The organism is Acetobacter senegalensis, assembly GCF_001580995.1.
GTDB lineage: Bacteria > Pseudomonadota > Alphaproteobacteria > Acetobacterales > Acetobacteraceae > Acetobacter > Acetobacter senegalensis.
The window spans coordinates 96,451-113,376 of sequence record NZ_LHZU01000147.1; the positions used below are offsets into that span (position 1 = coordinate 96,451).

Genomic DNA, 16,926 nt, shown 5'->3' on the forward strand with positions numbered 1-16,926 from the left:
CCCTAAACCAGCAGTATTGGAGAGGGCAGCCGGTGCGATCAACCTCCTGCCCATGTGGAGGAAGAGATACATATGAGGAACAAGTATCGTGGCTTTCTTTGTGCGATGGCCCTTGGGGTAGTCGGCAAAAAGAAGAACGACCTTATTTGACCGACGGCGGGGGTTAGGGCGCTGTTTGGGATTGAACGAGATCTTCAGACCCACAGGTTGTCATCAGGGGTTATTACTGATCTGGCGAAGTGGGGGCGTGGTTAGTCTCTTTCTATCTTCTAGTAATATGATTTTAAATAATAAATTTAGTGGTCATTCCTTCTGAGGGATAGGTACGAGGTCTGTTTTGCAAGCAGAATAAGGACGATAATAATGATAGTGATTCGCACTTGCGGGTTTTGAGCGGCTTTGTTATCACTGTGTGAAATTTTTCATGTGTCAGAGATACAGCAGGTTGTTGCGCCATTGAGTTAAGAAAGGGCGTATCTGAGATCTCTCGCATGGAGTTGTATTTCTTCATGTTTTGAAAGTGCTGGTTTCTCCATGCCAACATCAGCCTCCCCAGTTCTCACCAATATTTCGTTTTCTCCGTGGGAAATGTTTATGAATGCCGGGCCTGTTGTCCGGTGTGTGATGGTTCTTCTGGCGTTGGCATCCCTGCTGACGTGGACGGTCTTTTTTGCCATAACGGTTGAACTGGTGCGTGTGCGGCTGAAGCTGGGCCGGGCGGAGCGGGCGCTGGAGGAAGCGGGAACGCTGGATCTGGGAGAAGAGCACACGCGCGGTGCCGGGATTGCCCATGCGCTGGTGATGGCCGCGGAAACGGAGCGCGAACGCTCACAGGATATTCCCGATGACCGCGAGGGTTTGAAGGAGCGGATCGTGCTGCATCTTGAACGTCTGGAAGCGGCGGAAGGCCGCCGTCTGATGCGTGGCACGGGCCTGCTGGCCACCATCGGCGCAACATCACCCTTTATTGGTCTGTTTGGCACGGTGTGGGGGATCATGACCTCCTTTACCGGCATTGCCGCCAGTAAGGCGACCAGTCTGGCGGTGGTGGCGCCCGGCATTGCCGAAGCGCTTCTGGCCACGGCTCTGGGGTTGGTGGCGGCCATTCCGGCGGTGATCATCTACAACCATCTTGCACGTCAGTCCGCCGCGTGCCGGGCGCAGGTGGCGGATCTGACCTCGCTGGTCATGCGGCTGGTCTCGCGCGATCTGGGGCGGATGCAGGCGCAACTGGAAAGCGGGCAGGTGGTGCGCTTTGGTGTCAGCCGCATGGCCGGGGAGTGACGGGGCATGATCCGCATCCGTCACACTGATGAAAACCCGCATGAGGCCAGTGAGATCAATGTCACGCCGTTCATTGATGTGATGCTGGTTCTGCTGGTGATCTTCATGGTCACGGCCCCGCTGACCACGGTGAACGTGCCGGTTGATCTGCCGTCCTCCACCGAAAAGCCCACACCCCGGCCGGATGATCCCGTGTTTCTGACTGTCAAGGCCGATCACGGTCTGGCGCTGGGCGAGGACGATATCGGTGCGGACGCGCTTGCCGGTGCGCTGGAGACGGCGACGAAAGGCAACAAGGACGAACGGATCTTCCTGCGGGCCGACAAAACGGTGGATTACGGCACACTGATGGGCGTGATGGACAAGCTGCGCTCTGCCGGATACCTCAAGGTGGCGCTGGTCAATCTGCAGGGGCAGGAAGAAGGGGCCGCACCGGCTGCTCCGTCCAACGCGCCCACCCCGGCAGGGGAGACGCCATGACCACGGCGGTTGCCGAGCAGGGCGAAAAAACCGTGCACCTGTCACAGTCTTTTGCCGAGTGGCAGAAAGCCCATACCCGCCATATCCGCCAGGAGGAAGCGCTTCGCTGGGGGATATCCTTTGTGGCGGTGCTGATGGTGACAGGCGGGGCGGTGGCATGGATCATGCGGCTGCCTCCGGTTGTGGTGCCCGTGCCGGAACCTCCACCTGCGGCCATTGCCCTTGATATGGCGCCGGAGCCAGTGTCCACACCGTCTCCTCCAACGGATGTGCCGCCCGGCCCGCAGCAGACCCTCTCGGAACCAGACCCGGCACCGGAGGAGCCGCCCAAGATATCGGCCCCGCCATCACCCGCAGCCAATCCACCAGTGCCGGTGCCCAAACCAGAAAAGCCGCGCAAAATTGTGAAGAAACACAAACCTGCGCCGCATCTGAAACAGCCGGTGCCAGATAAAACGCCACCAGCAGAGGAAGTAACAGCACCGCCCGCGACAGAAGCACCTCCGGCGGCTGCTCAGGCTACTTCTGCTTCAGGCCAGTCATCATCACATGCGTCTCAAAGCCCGGCAACGTGGCAAGGTGATTTGTTAGCTCGGCTGGAGAAGTACAAGCGGTATCCGTCGGAGGCTATGGCTGATCATCAGGAGGGCGTACCAATGCTGCGTTTCTCCATGGATCGTAAAGGTCATGTCTTGTCTGCTCACATTCAAGGCAGTTCCGGCCATGCTTTGCTGGATCAGGAAGCGATGGCGTTGGTGCGCCGTGCCGAGCCTCTTCCGGTTCCGCCAGATAGTGTTCAAGGAGACCCTATTACTCTCACCGTGCCGATTGAATTTTACATAGAAAAAGGGAAATGATAGCGAATTATTCGCGGAATATTTTTAGAGTTTATAGGTTTTCTAATTTAAGTATTTATCAAAAATACTCTATTTTTATTGTCTTATCTAATTTGTCTTTGAGGTTGAAAGACTTCCGCTCTGTCAGGGGGTGTTATTTTAGTTTCTATAGTTGGTGCGAATTTTATGTTGAGCTTTAGAGGAGGTGCGAGGGCTATCGTCATGAGGTTTGACTGCTGCATGGTTGCTGCCAGTGACGTAATCCTGAAGTTCCTGAGCCTCCTGCTCTGCATTTTCTGCCCGTAATTTGACGATATCGCCAATACTGACCAGACCTACGAGCTTTCCGTCTTCAAGAACCGGAACATGACGGCTGCGAGACCATGTCATTCGATTGGCGATGTCAAATATGTTGTCGTCAGGTGAAGCGGTTGGCGTCTCTTTCAGCATGATCTCTTTTGCCGTCAGGGATGCGATGTTGGGGCCATATTGGGTGAGTGCGTTAACAATGGCACGTTCCGAAACCATTCCCGCAAGTGCGCCATTAGCGCCCATAACTGGTGCGCCACCAATATTATGACGGATCAGCAAATTGGCGACAGAAAGGACAGGATCGTCTTCCTTGACGGTGAGGACCACATTTCCTTTCTGGGCCAGAATATGAAAAACACGAGAAGACATAGGAACTGTTCCTTCTGTATTTTGCGTGAAGAGATGGAATGTTTTTGAAGTCAGAAGGCATTGTTTGTATGCGGCCATATTAAAGGCTGGGCTGCATTGGCTCTTGAATACTTATAAGTTCATTTTGTGGTAATGGTGGGGACGGCAGAACCTGCGGAAGCATCCGGGCAGGGAAAATTCCACCCACAACCACTATCAAAGTCAAAACGACGATAAGAGTTGTCAGTTCCGGAGACTGACTTTTTTTAACTTGTAACGAGGGCGTGTTCTGCGTGCCCATAAGGACACGGACAATAGAGAGATAATAATACAGGCCGATGATGCTCCCAATAACAAGGGCAGCAAGCAGAAGTGTCTGCTGACGTTCCACACCGGTTGCGGCGACCTCAAATTTTGCGAAAAATCCAATTCCCGGTGGAATGCCAGCCAGCGAAAGGATCATCAGGGATAAGGTTGTTGCCAGAAAAGGGCGGGTGTAAAATAGGCCTCTCCAGTCAGTAATAGTATTGGGGAGTGAATTCTCCGTCAGAGCAAAGGCGCAGATAATGGCGAAAATTCCTAAAGTGCTTGCGGCATAGGCTGCGAGATAGAGTGTGATCGCTTCTGATCTCAACTGTCCGGGCGAAAAAAAAGCAATAAGCAGATAACCGACATGCGCGATTGACGAACACGCCATAAGACGGATGAGATTGGTTTGACGCAAGGCCAGAAAATTGCCGCCGAGAATAGTCAGAATGATCACGGCGGACAGGATGCCATGCAGATACCCGGGAGTATCCCCTGTGCCGAAATAGCGAACAAGAGACGAGAAAATGGCTATTTTTGAAACCACAGCCATGAATGCAGCAACCGGCGGCGGCGCACCGTCCATGACATCTGGCAGCCACATATGAAAAGGCACGGCAGAGAGTTTAAAGAAAACTCCCACAAGGATCATGATGGTTGCAATGGCCGGGATGGCGTTGGCATTGCCTGAAGGGGGAGGGCTGAACAGAAGGGAGCCAGTGCTGGCATAAGCCAGACCGATGCCAAACAGAAGAATGGCGGACGATATTCCTGAAAGAATCAGATATTTCATGGAGGCTTCACTGGCCTCTGTCAAACGGGAATAGCGAGATGCCACAAGCCCCATAAGGGAGAGCGCCAGTATCTCAACCCCCAGAAAGAAGGGGAGATAATTTGCGCTGAAAACCATAGAAATCGCGCCTAATGTGCCCAGAACAAGTAGGAGAGGATATTCGTCGGTTGGATGTGTTTTATCCTGCTCCAGATCCCGCCATGACATAAGAAGAATACTTAGAGACGAAAGCAGGATGAGAAGAGCAGTATAGTTTGCCCAGCGGTCCTGCACAAAGAGGGACAAGCCTTCGGGGTGTGGTGTGCCGACATGATAACCAATGCCGCCGAGGGACAGGACGAGTGTCACTAAAGCAAGTGTCAGGCTACGTGTTGTTGAGCGACGCCATGCGATGGCCGTGAGCAGGAGCATGGTGCCGACAGAAAGAAGAGGGAGCGGCAAAGGCAGGAACAGATCATGCGTGATCATTGCGTGTCTCCTCCTCCATCAGAGAGAGGTGGAGCAGAAAGAGGTGACGGCATGGATAAGGTCATGATTGGTTGAGGGTGCACGCCGAGCACGACCAGAAGGATCATGAGCGCGCCAAGAATAGTCATCTGTCCTGCTGAAAAATCTTTTGCATGACTGGGGGATGTTCGGCTTGGGGCCATGAAAATTCGGTTTACCATACGGAGCGAATAGATGGCTGCCAGCACGAGCCCGGTTGCGGTGAGCGCGGCCACGATGGAATTGACATGCCACGTTGCAAGCAGAACCAGAAATTCTCCGGTAAAGTTTCCCAAACCGGGCATGCCAAGAGATGCGACGGCAAAAAATAGCCCCGCGCTTGAAAGCCGGGGCAGAGAAGCCCACAGGCCGCCAATTTGTGCCATATCCCTGGTGTGGAGACGGTCCTGAATGGAACCGGCGATGATAAAGAGTGCTCCGGTGCTCAGGCCATGTGCCAGCATCTGGATAATAGCGCCCTGCAAACCGGTATTGGACCCTGTGAAAATTCCCAACAGAACGAACCCCATGTGGCTGATGCTGCTGTAGGCAATCAGGCGTTTAACATCGTTTTGAGCGCAGGACAGCCACGCGCCATACAGAATGCCTGCAATACCCAGCCCCATTGCGACGGGAGCAAAGCGGATTGCAGCCTCTGGAAAGAGCATGAGGTTAAAGCGGATCATGCCGTAGCCCCCGGTTTTGAGCATAAGGCCCGCGAGGAGAACACTGGCGGCAGTAGGGGCCTGCGTGTGGGCGGCGGGCAGCCAGACATGCACGGGGACGACCGGAAGTTTCACTGCAAACGCAATAAAGAACCCCAGCATAAGCAGCATGGAAAGGAAGGGAGAAAGAGGGGTGTTGGCGAGTGCAAAGTAATTGAACGTAAGTAGTCCGGTCTCCCGGTAGTGCGTAATGACAAGACCCAGAATGGACAGAAGCATGAGCAGCCCGCTGCCCTGTGTGAAGAGAAAAAACCTGATTGCTGCGCGGTGTCTATCTTCATGCCCCCATGCGGAGATCAGAACAAACATTGGGACAAGCATGAGTTCCCAAAGAAAGAAGAAGAGAAAGAGGTCCGTGGCCAGAAATGTTCCGATGATGCCGGTAAGAGTGGCGAGAAACAGAAAATGGAAAGCACCTGCATCGGTGGTGATTTGTCGGGTGGCGAGAAGAACGCAGGGAAAGGAGAGGATGAGAGAGAGCCATAGCAAGGAAAGGGAAAGGCCATCCATATCCAACTGGAAGGCGATGCCCATGACGGGGATCCACGGTATGGAAAAATGATCTAGCCATGGCCCTGGCAGGGTATGGTGCCTGAAGGTGGTGATAAGCAATAACACTGTTTCCAGTGTCAGCACCATCAGAGTGATGCGCCAGGAGATGTTCCTGGTGGGCTGCTGGTTGGCCGTATTTGAACGGTCAGCCAACCAGGCAACAGTACCACCCAGCAAGGGCAGAAGCACAAGGGCCGGGAGCGGGTTCATGGTACAACTCCTGAGGCGAGGGCGGCGCAGAGGCCTGCGACGATCCATGCGGCATACCACCGGACACGCCCGTTCTGGACGCGGGCCAGAAGGGTATCTCCGCTCTGAAGAAGGAGTGTGGTTCTGCCCGAGGAAAGCGTAAGAAAACGGGTGCGGGTATGTTCAAGAAAAGAGCTGATGGCACGGACCATTCTGCCGATGCCCGTAATAAGGTAATCAAGAACATCATGCCGGGTGAGCCAGACCAGAAATCTGAAAGGCTGCACGAAGAGAAAAGCATACAGGGCATCTACGCCCCAGCCTTCCTTTGCCACCCGGATGATGGTGGCCTGACCGGGAATTTCCTGCATGACAGGCGTAGCGCGGCCCCAGAGCACCCATGCAATGACCACGCCAGCAATGGGGGCTGACGCTCCAGCCAGAAGGAGCCACACAGGTTCTTCCGCATGAGGGAGGGGGGCGGATAAAAAGTGGGTAAAGAGGTGAATGGGGGCAAGTGTGTCTGGCATTTCGATGACTCCTCCAAACAGGGAGAGAAAGGAGAGGCACGCAAGCGGAATAGCCATAAGACGCGGGGTTGAACCGGTGCTTTCTGTTTTGTGGGTGTTGAAAAAAACAATGAAAATGCAACGAAAAATATAAAGAGAAGTCAGAAAGGCGCCAGTCAGTGCAATTCCCCATAGAATATGAGCAAGTGGAAACGAACCAGGCAATAAGGGGAAATGGGCGCTCCAGATGCTGGAGAGGATCATTTCCTTGCTATAGAAGCCGGACGTGACAAGCGGCAGCCCGGCCAGAGCGGAAGCGCCCGCCAGAAAAGCTACTGTTAGGCCGGGCATGGTGCGATATAGCCCCCCCATACGGAAAATATCCTGCTCGTGGTGGAGGCGGGCGATGAGAGCACCCGCTGTAAGGAACAGAAGCGCCTTGAAAAATGCGTGGGTCATCAGATGAAAAAGGGCGGCCTGCCAGACGCCCGTGCCGAGGGCGAGGAACATATAGCCAAGCTGACTGATGGTGGACCACGCCAGGATACGTTTGAGATCTGTTTGCACAAGGGCCGTGCAGGCAGCCATCATGAGGGTGAGCGCGCCAATAATGGATGTCAGCATCATCACAAGAGGGGCTGCGGTGAACAGTTCATGTAGCCGGGCGATCAGGTAGATACCCGCAGTGACCATTGTGGCAGCATGGATAAGGGCCGATGTTGGGGTAGGCCCCGCCATGGCGTCTGGCAACCATGTCTGGAAGGGAATTTGGGCAGATTTGGCTAATGCGCCTATCAGCAGAAACAGTGTTGCAGCGGTCAGAACGTCCGGGCCAATTTGGCCTGCGTGCAAGGTGGCCAGAAGCGTTTCTATATGGAGTGAGCCAGTTGTGGTGGCCAGAAGGAGAAGGCCGCATAGCATGGCGGTATCTCCGATACGCGTCATGTAGAATGCCTTGCGGGCGGCTGCGGTATTGACGGGGTTTTCATACCAGAACCCGATCAGCAGATAGGAGCATATGCCAACGCCTTCCCATCCGATAAACAGGCAGAACAGATCAGATGCGAGCACCAGAACCAGCATGGATGCCACAAAGAGCGTCATGGAGCCGAAGAACCGTGCGATGCCGGGTTCTTCCTCCATATAGCGTATGGCGTAAAGATGAATCAGAAACCCGACAATCGTAACGACGAGGATCATCACGAGCGACACGGGATCAAGAGTAAACGCAATATCCGCAGAGAATGCCTGTGTGTGCATCCATTCCCAGAGGATAATGTGGATAGGCGCTGGAACCGCTGAAAAGAGAAAAAAGCATGCCAGCGTGATGCTACACAAGGCGGATAACCCGATGGCTCCCGTTGCTACCCATCCAACCGTTCGTGCGGAAAGACGGCCCGCTGTGACAAACAGAAAGATGGCTGATGCAAGAGGGAAAAACACCAGAAGGGGAAGGAGGTAGGGCATGGTCTTATCCTCGCAGCAGGTTGCCGGTATCGGCATCAAGAGAAGGACGCCCTCTGGCGTGCAACGCGAGGATAATGGCTAACCCCACGGCGGTTTCCGCCGCGGCGAGTGCCAAAATCATCAGGAACATGACCTGTCCGCCACTATCGTGCCAATGCGCACCGGCAGCCACAAACAGGAGCGCTGCTGCATTCAGCATGATATCGAGTGACATCAGCATGAACAGCAGGTTACGGCGTATCAGCACCCCGGCAAGACCGATGCAGAACAGCATGCAGGCCAGAAGCAGGGAGGCATTTAAGGAAAGAGCGACCATTTCAACGGCCCTCCGTGCGGTGTCTGCCGATATGAAAGGCTGTGATAAGACCAGCCAGAAGTAGAAATGAGACCAGTTCCACCATCAGCACATAGGGGCCGAACAGGCTAAGACCCACATCCCGCGCGGAAAGAGGGGCAAGCGGCCCTTCTTGTTGTGGGGAGGAGCTGACAGAATAGATCAGTTCTGCACAGAGAAGAATGGAAAGAAGAGCAGGGCCCAGCCAGATGCGGGGGCGGAGCCACTCTTTTTCTCTCTCCCGGTCAGATTGTCCTAGATTGAGCATCATGATGACAAAAACAAAAAGAACCATGATTGCGCCGGCGTAGATGATGACCTCAAGTGCGGCGGCAAATGGCGCGCCAAGCAGGGCGAAAACTGTCGCTAGCCCCAATAAGGTGACAACCAGATACAGCACGGCATGAACGGCCACCTGCCGTGTGATGACCATAATGGCCCCCAGCAGGGTCACGGCGCCGGAAAAGAGGGCTAGCGTATTCATGGTGTGTTACGGCAGAAGCGTATGGAGATCGACGGGTGGCCGCTCGCGTTTGGCCTCTCCGCGATCCTTGCCGGGGATGGTAACACCGGCCACATGGTAGAAACTGTAGTCCGGATATTTTCCTGTTCCGCTGATTAGAAGATCTTCTTTTTCATAAACAAGATTGGGTCGTGCATATTCGCTCATCTCAAAATCTGGTGTCAGTTGAATGGCGTAGGTCGGGCAGGCTTCCTCACAAAAACCACAGAAAATACAGCGGGAAAAATTGATCCGAAAGAACTCCGGATACCATCGCCCATTTTCTTCTGTTTTCTGCAAACTGATGCAATCTACCGGGCAGGCGACAGCGCAGAGATTGCAGGCAACGCAGCGCTCCATGCCGTCCGGATCGCGTGAGAGAATGATGCGTCCACGGTAGCGTGGCGGCAGGTAGGGATGTTCCTCCGGATACTGCACGGTTGCACGGCGCTGGAAAGCGTGAAGGAATGTCAGGAACAGTGTGCGGACAGTATTGAGCATGACACGTGCCTTTCCATGGAGCGTACTATCCGGCTGCGCGTAACATCAGGACAGTGCCGGTGGCGGTGACATTGAGAAGAGAAAGCGGCAGCAGGATTTTCCAGCCAAGAGCCATCAGTTGGTCATAACGCGGACGAGGAAGAGCGGCCCGGAGAAGAATGAAAAAAATGACAACGCTTGTGGTTTTGAGCAAAAACCAGAGGGCCGCCGGGAGAAGAGGCCCCTGCCAGCCGCCCAGATAAAGCGTGGTGACAAGAGAGGAAATAAGGATAATTCCTGCATATTCGGCAATGAAGAACATGCCGAATTTCATGCCGGAATATTCTGTATGAAAGCCAGCCCCCAGTTCGTTTTCGCCTTCGGGAAGATCAAAGGGAAGACGATGGGTTTCTGCAATGCCTGCCAGCAGGAAGACAAGAAAACCAAGGCATTGCGGAAGAATGAACCAACAATGCGTCTGCGCCATGACGATATCATGCAGGTTGAATGAACCAGCAATCATCACTACCCCAAGCAGGGAAAGCCCCATGAAGACTTCATAGCTGATCATCTGGGCAGCGGCTCTCATGCCACCCAGCAACGCATATTTACTGTTGGAGGCCCATCCGGCGAGAACAACCGCGTATACGCCAAGACCCATCATGCCCAGAATGAACAGAAGACCAACATTCAGGGTGCCAACAATGCCGCTCCATGCGGTAAAGGGAATGGCGCCGAAAGAGAGCAGAACCGTCATCATGCCTATGGTTGGGGCCAGAACAAAAATGGCTTTGTCAGCGAATGGTGGAATCCAGTCTTGTTTGAAAAGAATCTTGATACCATCGGCTACGGCTTGAAAGAGACCACCCGGCCCAACGCGGTTTGGACCATGCCGATCCTGCCATAAGCCCAAAAGGCGACGCTCCACCCATGTCAACAGTGTGGCTAATGCCAGGATCACCAGTGGGGTTAGAACAATAGCAAGGAACGGTATCTGGCTCATGACCCATCTCCTTCCGCCCTTGTGGCCGTAAGGCGCGCCAGACGAGGGAAAGAGAAGGCGGGGGCGACCATGTGCGCCGGGCACAACGCAATACCATCAGGCAGATCAGCAACCAGCTGCACAGGAAGGGTTTGCGGCCCATAGCCTTCCAGATGAAAGGTTATGTGGGACGCTGTGGCAGTTCCATGTGCCGGAAGCCGTAGATTGGCTGGAGGAGCACGGGCAACAACAGGAGGAGAGAGCATGCTGAGTTCCTCGCTGCCAAACAGCCGGACATCAGGAAGAAGAAGAACCGTATCGGACTGTGGCGTAAACGGCGGAGGGATGTCAGGTGCTGGAAGCTGCTCGGTTTGACCGTTTTTTAGCGCATGGTTGGCAAGCAAGCGGATGCCAGCCTCTCCACCACGTAAGGGGCCACCAATCTCCTGCTGGAAGCGATTGAGGGCCTGTACCGAATTCCATGCTGGCGCGTGAAAAGAGGGAACAAGGGCCGCAGGCATGTCTGGTTGATAAGCGCCTTCCATGGAACTGCTGAAGGGCGTGTCTGGATTGGTTGGGGGAGGTTGATCCCGCACACTGATGTAAGAGCGGATGACGGTGCGTCCACTTGCGCGATAGGTCTGGCTGCGAAGCTTCTGGCCATTTAGCCGATACGCTGCATCTGGAGCGGCCTTTATGATGCCTGCGAATATCGGAATTTCAGTGCCCAAGGCAGCAAGAACATCATCAAGATTCTGCCACGCGGTTATGTCTGTTCTGTGAGGTGCAAGCTGGGGCTCTGCCGATGGGGGAAGAGCGCGAGCGAGTTCCTGCACCCAGCGCCAGCTGGCCTGAATGGGAGAAAGCGGAAAAACCGCCGGGAAAAAGCGCTGCGCGCGCCCTTCCTGACTGATCAGGGTGCCAGCGTATTCCGTAAAGGCAGCCGCCGGCAGAACGAGGTTTGCGTTTTGCCACAGGGCAGTTGCCGTATGATCAATCAGAACGATGTTGGGAACCGCCTCCAGAAGCTCGACGATTTCTGGTGGATCAAGATGGCGAGTGAGATCATTCTCCACAATGATGAGTGTTCCGATTGCTCCCGCTCTGGCCCGCATCATGACAGTTTCGAGGGGAAGGCCACCCATCATGGCCATCCCCATGCTGTTGCAGTCTGGCATGACCAGAGATAACCCGGCATCCGGGGTATTCTGGGCAAGGCTGCGGGCAATGCGGGCGGCAGCTTGTATCAGGGCCGGAGAGCCATACTGCATGCCCGATACGATCAGTGGTTTCTTGGCGGCACCCAGAGCGGTCGCAATCCGATTTGCCTGTTCGGCCTCAAATGGTGTGAGGTCAGGCACAGCGGGAGCGGTTGGATCAAGTTGATGCGCAATGGCGAACCCAAGGCGGGCAGCGTTGTCTGGCACTGCACGAAAGGTTTCCTCCGCGCTTTTGTCCAGATCGGTGGGGGCTGGCGTGACGATAAAAAGAGAGGATAGCGTCTCAGACCCGATTGTGCGGACGGCCGCATCCATCCAACGAGGCACCTTGGCGGCGTCGGCTGCAAGAAAGCTGTTCTGTCGTCCGGCTTGCCGTAAGGCCAGCGCAAGACGTGGCGCGGTTGCGGAAACGTCCTCCCCCAGCACGAGCACGGCGTCCGCGCTTTCCATGTCATGCAAGGTTGGAATGGAGCCCGGATGATCTCTTAAGAGCGTATAAGCCAGTTCAGCGCAGGTTTGTTCCTGTTGTGTCTGCCCCGTAGAAAACTGTTCCCGGCCAACCAGACACTGGAGACTGAAGCAGGCTTCCAGAGACGCGCGGGAGGAGGCAATGCCGACGATTGGGCCAGAGGCCACCATGCGCGCAAACTGCGCCATGGCAGACTGTGTGGGCACGGGGGTAGGCTGTTCCTCGGACAGGCAAAGAGGCGTGTGAAGGCGAGAGGGGGCATTGACAAAGCCGTGTCCAAATCTTCCCCGGTCACACAGCGCATAACGGTTGACCTCGTCATTATAACGGTTGAGGAGCCGCCTTACTTTTTCATCACGCGCGTTGACAAAAGTATTGCATCCCACGCCACAATGAACGCAGACGGAGGGCGCGCCACGCATGTCCCATTTGCGGGTGTAGGTCTCGGAAAAGGGTTTGTCTGTAAAGACGCCTGTGGGGCAGATTTCGGCGAGATTACCGCTGAAAGCATTCTCTAGTGTGCCGTCTTCTGATCGCCCGAAATAGACATTGTCATGAGCGCCAAGCACTGCGAGGTCCTCGCCTCCAGCATAATCCTTGTAGAAACGCACACAGCGGTAACAGGCAATACACCGGTTCATCTCATGGTTCAGGAAAGGGCCGAGATCCTGATTGCGGTGGGTGCGTTTGGTAAAACGGTAGCGGCGCGTATTGTGCCCGGTCATGACGGTCATGTCCTGAAGGTGACATTCACCGCCTTCCGGGCAAACGGGGCAGTCATGCGGATGGTTGACCATCATCCATTCAATGACGCCCTCCCGAAATTCCTTTGCTTCTGCGTCATCAATTGAAACGCGCGTGCCCTCGGTCACCGGCGTCATGCAGGCCATGACGATACGGCCTGTTTTGTCATCCGGGCCACTGAACTGTTTGATTGCGCACTGTCTGCACGCTCCAACGGACCCAAGTTCCGGGTGCCAGCAGAAATAGGGGAGGTTGGCTCCGGCTTCCAGACAGGCCTGAAGCAGGTTGATGTCTGCGCGGGTGGAGCACTGAAGTCCATCTAGCTGGAAGGTGACCATGATCCTGCTCCTTTTCTGCCATCAGGCTGCGTGCCGGAGGGGGCAACCGCGCTGGGAAATATGGGCGGAAAAATCATCAGCAAACAGTTTCAGACCGCTGGCGAGCGGGGCCATGGCACCGGGTGCATGCGCGCAAAAAGTGCGGCCCGGTGTGCCCAGCATACGGGCATGACGGGCAAGTTCTTCAAGGTCTTCGCTCTCGCCTGTGCCTTCTTCAAGAGCGCCGAGGAGACGTTCCACCCACGGCAGACCATCCCGACATGGCGTACACCAGCCACAGGATTCCTGCGCGAAAAAATGTTCCAGATTCAGGATCATGCCGATAGGGCATGTGCGGTCATCCAGAATAATGGCCGTGCCGGTGCCAAGCCGGCTTCCGGCTTTTTCGACCGAGCCGTAATCCATTGCAACATCCAGCGCAGATTCATCAAGAAAAGCGGTGGACGCCCCGCCGGGCAAAAGAGCGCGCAGGCTATAGCCGGGCAGCATTCCCCCAGCGTGATCTTCAATGATCTGGCGGAGGGGCGTGCCAATGGGGAGCTCCCATGCACCGGGCCGTCGCACCCGACCGCTTACGCCATAAAGCTTGGTCCCGCCATCCGCGCCCATGCCAAGGCTGAGAAACCACTCTGGCCCATTGGTGACAATGTGCGGAAGATTGCAGAGAGTTTCAACGTTGTTCACAACAGTCGAGGCTCCCCACAGGCCGCTGAACTGAGGGAAGGGCGGTTTGCTGCGGGGGGTGGCGCGTTTGCCTTCCAGCGCGGTGATGAGAGCGGTTTCTTCCCCGCAGATGTAACGGCCAGCACTGGAGTGGAGATGGATATCAAAACTGAAGCCAGAGCCCAGAATGTTCTCGCCCAGCCAGCCTTTTTGCCGAGCTTCCTCAATAGCATCCGTCAAACGCTTGCGCGGAAGGTGATATTCTCCCCGTAGAAAAACAATGCCGTGGCCAGCCTGAATGGCGTATGCCGCCAGAATCATACCTTCCACAAGCTGAAGCGGGTTCCCTTCAAGCAACCAGCGGTCTTTGAACGTGCCGGGTTCCATCTCATCAGCATTGGCAACGAGGTATTTCCTGCGTTCGGAGGCTGCATTTTTCGGCACAAAGCTCCATTTCTGGCCCGTTGCAAAGCCTGCGCCTCCACGGCCCCGCAGTTTTGAGCGTGTCACCATGTCGATCACCTCGGCCGGGGCAAGGATTTTGAGAGCCTTGCGGGCTGCTTGCCACCCACCTGCCTGCTCGTATGCTGCGCAATCCGGTGGTGGGGCGGCGGGTGTGATCATGGCGGTAAGAGGGTGTGTGGCGGCTGTCATCACGGTGTCTCCCTCAGGCTGCCAATCAGGCGGTCCAGCGCGTCTGTATCAAGGTCTCCGTGTAGTGTTTCGTCTGCCAGAAGGGCGGGGGCGTGATCGCAATGGCCCAGGCAGACTGTAGGCAGCAAGGTGATGGCTCCATCTGGTGTGGTTTCTCCCGGATGGATCCCCAGCGTCTGGCGGAGGTGGGCGCAAAGGCGGTCACGCCCCATCAGCCAGCAGGAAACGCTGTCGCAGAGCATGATGACATGTCTGCCAACGGGCTGGCGGAACAGGAGGTTGAAATAGGTTGCAATGCCATCCAGCGCATCGGGTGACATATCGAGCAACTGGGCCACTTCCTGCAAATGCTGGGAACTGATCCACCTGAAATGGGATTGCACCAATTGCAACGCGGCAACGCTGGCTCCCTGTGGGTGGAGTTCCTCCTGCGCAAGGGCGAGAATATCTGCCCTCAGTTCGGCAGGGAGGGTGTATTCAACGGTCAACATCGGCCATCACAAAATCAATGCTGCCAACAATCGCTATCAGATCGGCAATCATGGTGCCGCGGCTTAGAAGTGGGATCATCTGCAGGTGTGCGAAGGAGGGCGTGCGGATACGGGTTCTGTAAGAGGTCGTGCCGCCATCACTGATCAGGCTGTAACTGTTGAGCCCTTTTGTTGCTTCAACACAGGCTCGTGCTTCGCCCGGGGGGATGACGGGGCCCCAACTGACATTGATAAAATGATGAATGAGGGTTTCAATATCATGCATTGTCCGCGCTTTTGGCGGTGGCGTGGTCAGCGGATGATCCGCTTTTACCGGCCCGGACGGCATGTGTTCCAGACATTGGCGGATGATCCGCAGGCTCTGACGTATCTCTTCTATATGGACCACGATACGGTCGTAACAATCGCCGTTTCTGCCCGTGGGAATATCAAAGTCCAGTTGATCGTAACAGGCATAGGGGGCGTATTTGCGATAATCCCATTCCAGCCCGCAGGCGCGTAAGCCGGGTCCTGTTACACCCCATTCTATGGCCTCGGCTTTTGTGTAAGCGCCAATTCCTTGCGTGCGTGCACGGAAAATTGGATTGCGCATGACCATGGCATCATATTCGTCAAGGCGTTTGGGGAGATAATCCAGAAAGGTGCGGATCAGCCCATCCCACCCCGTGGGAAGGTCCATGGCGACGCCCCCGATACGGAACCATGCCGGATGCATCCGAAAACCGCAGATGGCTTCTATAATGCTGAATACTTTCTCGCGGTCAGTAAACATATAGAATACAGGAGAAAGTTGCCCCACATCCTGCGCCATTGTTCCGTAAAAAACCAGATGGCTGGCAATGCGGAACAATTCTGCCAGCATGACGCGGATCATCTGCGCACGTGGGGGAACAGTAATGCCTGCCAGTGTTTCAACAGCCATGACATAGGGAAAGTTGTTCATCACGCCACCGAGGTAATCCACCCGATCGGTGTAGGGAATGTAGGTGTGCCAGGACTGGCGTTCTCCCATTTTTTCCGCGCCACGGTGATGAAAGCCTATATCGGGTACAGCATCTACAATACGTTCCCCTTCCAGTTGCAGCACGATGCGAAACACACCGTGCACACTTGGATGGTTGGGGCCAAGATTGAGAAACATGAAATCACTATGATCACTATGGCGCTTCATACCCCATAGGGAGGGATCAAAAGATAATGCATTTTGCTCATATTTTTCCTGATCTTCGGTCAGGCTGTAAGGTGGTTTTTCCGTTGCACGGGCATGGTGATCTTTACGTAACGGATGGTCTGTCCATGTAGGAGGCGTAAGGATACGGCGCAGGAAAGGATGGCGGTCAAAATGAATCCCGAACAGATCCCATATTTCCCGTTCGTACCAGTTGGCGTTGGGCCAGATATCACTAATGCTGGGCAGAGACGGGGCATGATCAGTTAGGGCCACCTTGATCCGGACTTCATCCGCCCGACTATCGAGGGACATGAGATGATAGACGACTGTGAAGGAGGAACTTGGTTGTCCTTCCCTGTGAATGCGTTCCCGTTCATCTATTGCCGTAAGGTCAAAAAGCATCAAATGACCTTGGGCATGATCCTTCAGCATTTGAAGCGTGGCGCGAATGGTGGCTGCCGATATCCAGACAACAGCTACGTTATCCCGTGTGACATCGGCAGTTGGGCCAGAAGGCGGGAGGTTCTGTGCAGCAATGTTTTCCAACAGGGAATGGGGCGGTGGCCGGTCAGAAAGAACAGTCGCGCTCAT

General features: G+C 55.2%; 15 protein-coding genes. 3 read left to right on the top strand and 12 right to left on the bottom strand.

From position 1 onward, the window contains the following. The first annotated feature begins 534 nt into the window (after window positions 1-534). Genes exbB through AD948_RS16170 form a run of 3 tightly spaced genes read left to right on the top strand, consistent with a single transcriptional unit; the run spans window position 535 to window position 2,621 of the window. Window positions 535-1,284, top strand: coding sequence for a tonB-system energizer ExbB (gene exbB, locus AD948_RS16160; RefSeq protein WP_061472688.1), 750 nt, complete (start codon window positions 535-537; stop codon window positions 1,282-1,284). A gap of 6 nt (window positions 1,285-1,290) precedes the next feature. After that, window positions 1,291-1,764 carry a TonB system transport protein ExbD gene (exbD, locus tag AD948_RS16165; RefSeq protein ID WP_061470851.1) on the top strand — a complete coding sequence of 158 codons (474 nt, stop codon included), beginning with the start codon at window positions 1,291-1,293 and terminating at the stop codon, window positions 1,762-1,764. Then, window positions 1,761-2,621, top strand: coding sequence for an energy transducer TonB (locus AD948_RS16170; RefSeq protein WP_061472689.1), 861 nt, complete (start codon window positions 1,761-1,763; stop codon window positions 2,619-2,621). The genes exbD and AD948_RS16170 overlap by 4 nt, the downstream gene beginning before the upstream one ends. Before the next feature lie 138 nt (window positions 2,622-2,759). Here AD948_RS16170 and AD948_RS16175 read toward each other — a convergent pair whose 3' ends face one another. The 12 genes from AD948_RS16175 to nuoC all read right to left on the bottom strand — a co-directional run bounded on the left by AD948_RS16175 (window position 2,760) and on the right by nuoC (window position 16,926). Continuing rightward, on the bottom strand, window positions 2,760-3,281 hold the full coding sequence (locus AD948_RS16175) for a CBS domain-containing protein (RefSeq protein WP_061472732.1): 522 nt from the start codon (window positions 3,279-3,281) through the stop codon (window positions 2,760-2,762). Between the two features lie 79 nt (window positions 3,282-3,360). Then, window positions 3,361-4,827: an NADH-quinone oxidoreductase subunit N gene (locus AD948_RS16180; protein WP_061472690.1), complete on the bottom strand. Its 1,467-nt coding sequence runs from the start codon at window positions 4,825-4,827 to the stop codon at window positions 3,361-3,363. Next, a complete protein-coding gene (locus AD948_RS16185; RefSeq protein ID WP_061472691.1) occupies window positions 4,824-6,332 on the bottom strand; it encodes a complex I subunit 4 family protein in 1,509 nt (502 codons plus the stop codon). The genes AD948_RS16180 and AD948_RS16185 overlap by 4 nt, the downstream gene beginning before the upstream one ends. Continuing rightward, the gene (gene nuoL, locus AD948_RS16190) at window positions 6,329-8,287 is read right to left on the bottom strand and encodes an NADH-quinone oxidoreductase subunit L (protein WP_061472692.1); all 1,959 of its coding nucleotides are present in this window, start codon (window positions 8,285-8,287) and stop codon (window positions 6,329-6,331) included. Before nuoL ends, AD948_RS16185 begins: the two co-directional genes overlap by 4 nt. A 4-nt stretch (window positions 8,288-8,291) precedes the next feature. After that, the gene (nuoK, locus tag AD948_RS16195) at window positions 8,292-8,603 is read right to left on the bottom strand and encodes an NADH-quinone oxidoreductase subunit NuoK (protein ID WP_061472693.1); all 312 of its coding nucleotides are present in this window, start codon (window positions 8,601-8,603) and stop codon (window positions 8,292-8,294) included. Window position 8,604: 1 nt separating this feature from the next. Then, window positions 8,605-9,105, bottom strand: coding sequence for an NADH-quinone oxidoreductase subunit J (nuoJ, locus tag AD948_RS16200; protein WP_061472694.1), 501 nt, complete (start codon window positions 9,103-9,105; stop codon window positions 8,605-8,607). 6 nt (window positions 9,106-9,111) lie between these two features. Continuing rightward, the gene (gene nuoI / locus AD948_RS16205; protein ID WP_061472695.1) at window positions 9,112-9,624 is read right to left on the bottom strand and encodes an NADH-quinone oxidoreductase subunit NuoI; all 513 of its coding nucleotides are present in this window, start codon (window positions 9,622-9,624) and stop codon (window positions 9,112-9,114) included. A 25-nt stretch (window positions 9,625-9,649) separates the two neighbouring features. Further along, the gene (nuoH, locus tag AD948_RS16210; protein ID WP_061472696.1) at window positions 9,650-10,606 is read right to left on the bottom strand and encodes an NADH-quinone oxidoreductase subunit NuoH; all 957 of its coding nucleotides are present in this window, start codon (window positions 10,604-10,606) and stop codon (window positions 9,650-9,652) included. Further along, the gene (nuoG, locus tag AD948_RS16215; RefSeq protein ID WP_061472697.1) at window positions 10,603-13,356 is read right to left on the bottom strand and encodes an NADH-quinone oxidoreductase subunit NuoG; all 2,754 of its coding nucleotides are present in this window, start codon (window positions 13,354-13,356) and stop codon (window positions 10,603-10,605) included. The genes nuoH and nuoG overlap by 4 nt, the downstream gene beginning before the upstream one ends. A 21-nt stretch (window positions 13,357-13,377) precedes the next feature. Further along, window positions 13,378-14,673: an NADH-quinone oxidoreductase subunit NuoF gene (nuoF, locus tag AD948_RS16220; protein ID WP_061472698.1), complete on the bottom strand. Its 1,296-nt coding sequence runs from the start codon at window positions 14,671-14,673 to the stop codon at window positions 13,378-13,380. Further along, window positions 14,673-15,164: an NADH-quinone oxidoreductase subunit NuoE gene (gene nuoE / locus AD948_RS16225; protein WP_039904404.1), complete on the bottom strand. Its 492-nt coding sequence runs from the start codon at window positions 15,162-15,164 to the stop codon at window positions 14,673-14,675. The genes nuoF and nuoE overlap by 1 nt, the downstream gene beginning before the upstream one ends. After that, on the bottom strand, window positions 15,151-16,926 hold the full coding sequence (nuoC, locus tag AD948_RS16230; RefSeq protein ID WP_082782495.1) for an NADH-quinone oxidoreductase subunit C/D: 1,776 nt from the start codon (window positions 16,924-16,926) through the stop codon (window positions 15,151-15,153). The genes nuoE and nuoC overlap by 14 nt, the downstream gene beginning before the upstream one ends.

Excerpts from the sequence above, each read along its gene's own strand:
- nuoG (WP_061472697.1), bottom strand. The coding sequence starts at position 13,356 with ATGGTCACCTTCCAGCTAGATGGACTTCAGTGCTCCACCCGCGCAGAC.
- nuoI (WP_061472695.1), bottom strand. The coding sequence starts at position 9,624 with ATGCTCAATACTGTCCGCACACTGTTCCTGACATTCCTTCACGCTTTC.
- exbD (WP_061470851.1), top strand. The coding sequence starts at position 1,291 with ATGATCCGCATCCGTCACACTGATGAAAACCCGCATGAGGCCAGTGAG.
- AD948_RS16175 (WP_061472732.1), bottom strand. The coding sequence starts at position 3,281 with ATGTCTTCTCGTGTTTTTCATATTCTGGCCCAGAAAGGAAATGTGGTC.
- nuoF (WP_061472698.1), bottom strand. The coding sequence starts at position 14,673 with ATGACAGCCGCCACACACCCTCTTACCGCCATGATCACACCCGCCGCC.
- nuoJ (WP_061472694.1), bottom strand. The coding sequence starts at position 9,105 with ATGAATACGCTAGCCCTCTTTTCCGGCGCCGTGACCCTGCTGGGGGCC.
- nuoK (WP_061472693.1), bottom strand. The coding sequence starts at position 8,603 with ATGGTCGCTCTTTCCTTAAATGCCTCCCTGCTTCTGGCCTGCATGCTG.
- nuoE (WP_039904404.1), bottom strand. The coding sequence starts at position 15,164 with ATGTTGACCGTTGAATACACCCTCCCTGCCGAACTGAGGGCAGATATT.
- exbB (WP_061472688.1), top strand. The coding sequence starts at position 535 with ATGCCAACATCAGCCTCCCCAGTTCTCACCAATATTTCGTTTTCTCCG.
- nuoC (WP_082782495.1), bottom strand. The coding sequence starts at position 16,926 with ATGAGCGCGACTGTTCTTTCTGACCGGCCACCGCCCCATTCCCTGTTG.
- AD948_RS16185 (WP_061472691.1), bottom strand. The coding sequence starts at position 6,332 with ATGAACCCGCTCCCGGCCCTTGTGCTTCTGCCCTTGCTGGGTGGTACT.
- nuoH (WP_061472696.1), bottom strand. The coding sequence starts at position 10,606 with ATGAGCCAGATACCGTTCCTTGCTATTGTTCTAACCCCACTGGTGATC.
- AD948_RS16180 (WP_061472690.1), bottom strand. The coding sequence starts at position 4,827 with ATGATCACGCATGATCTGTTCCTGCCTTTGCCGCTCCCTCTTCTTTCT.
- nuoL (WP_061472692.1), bottom strand. The coding sequence starts at position 8,287 with ATGCCCTACCTCCTTCCCCTTCTGGTGTTTTTCCCTCTTGCATCAGCC.
- AD948_RS16170 (WP_061472689.1), top strand. The coding sequence starts at position 1,761 with ATGACCACGGCGGTTGCCGAGCAGGGCGAAAAAACCGTGCACCTGTCA.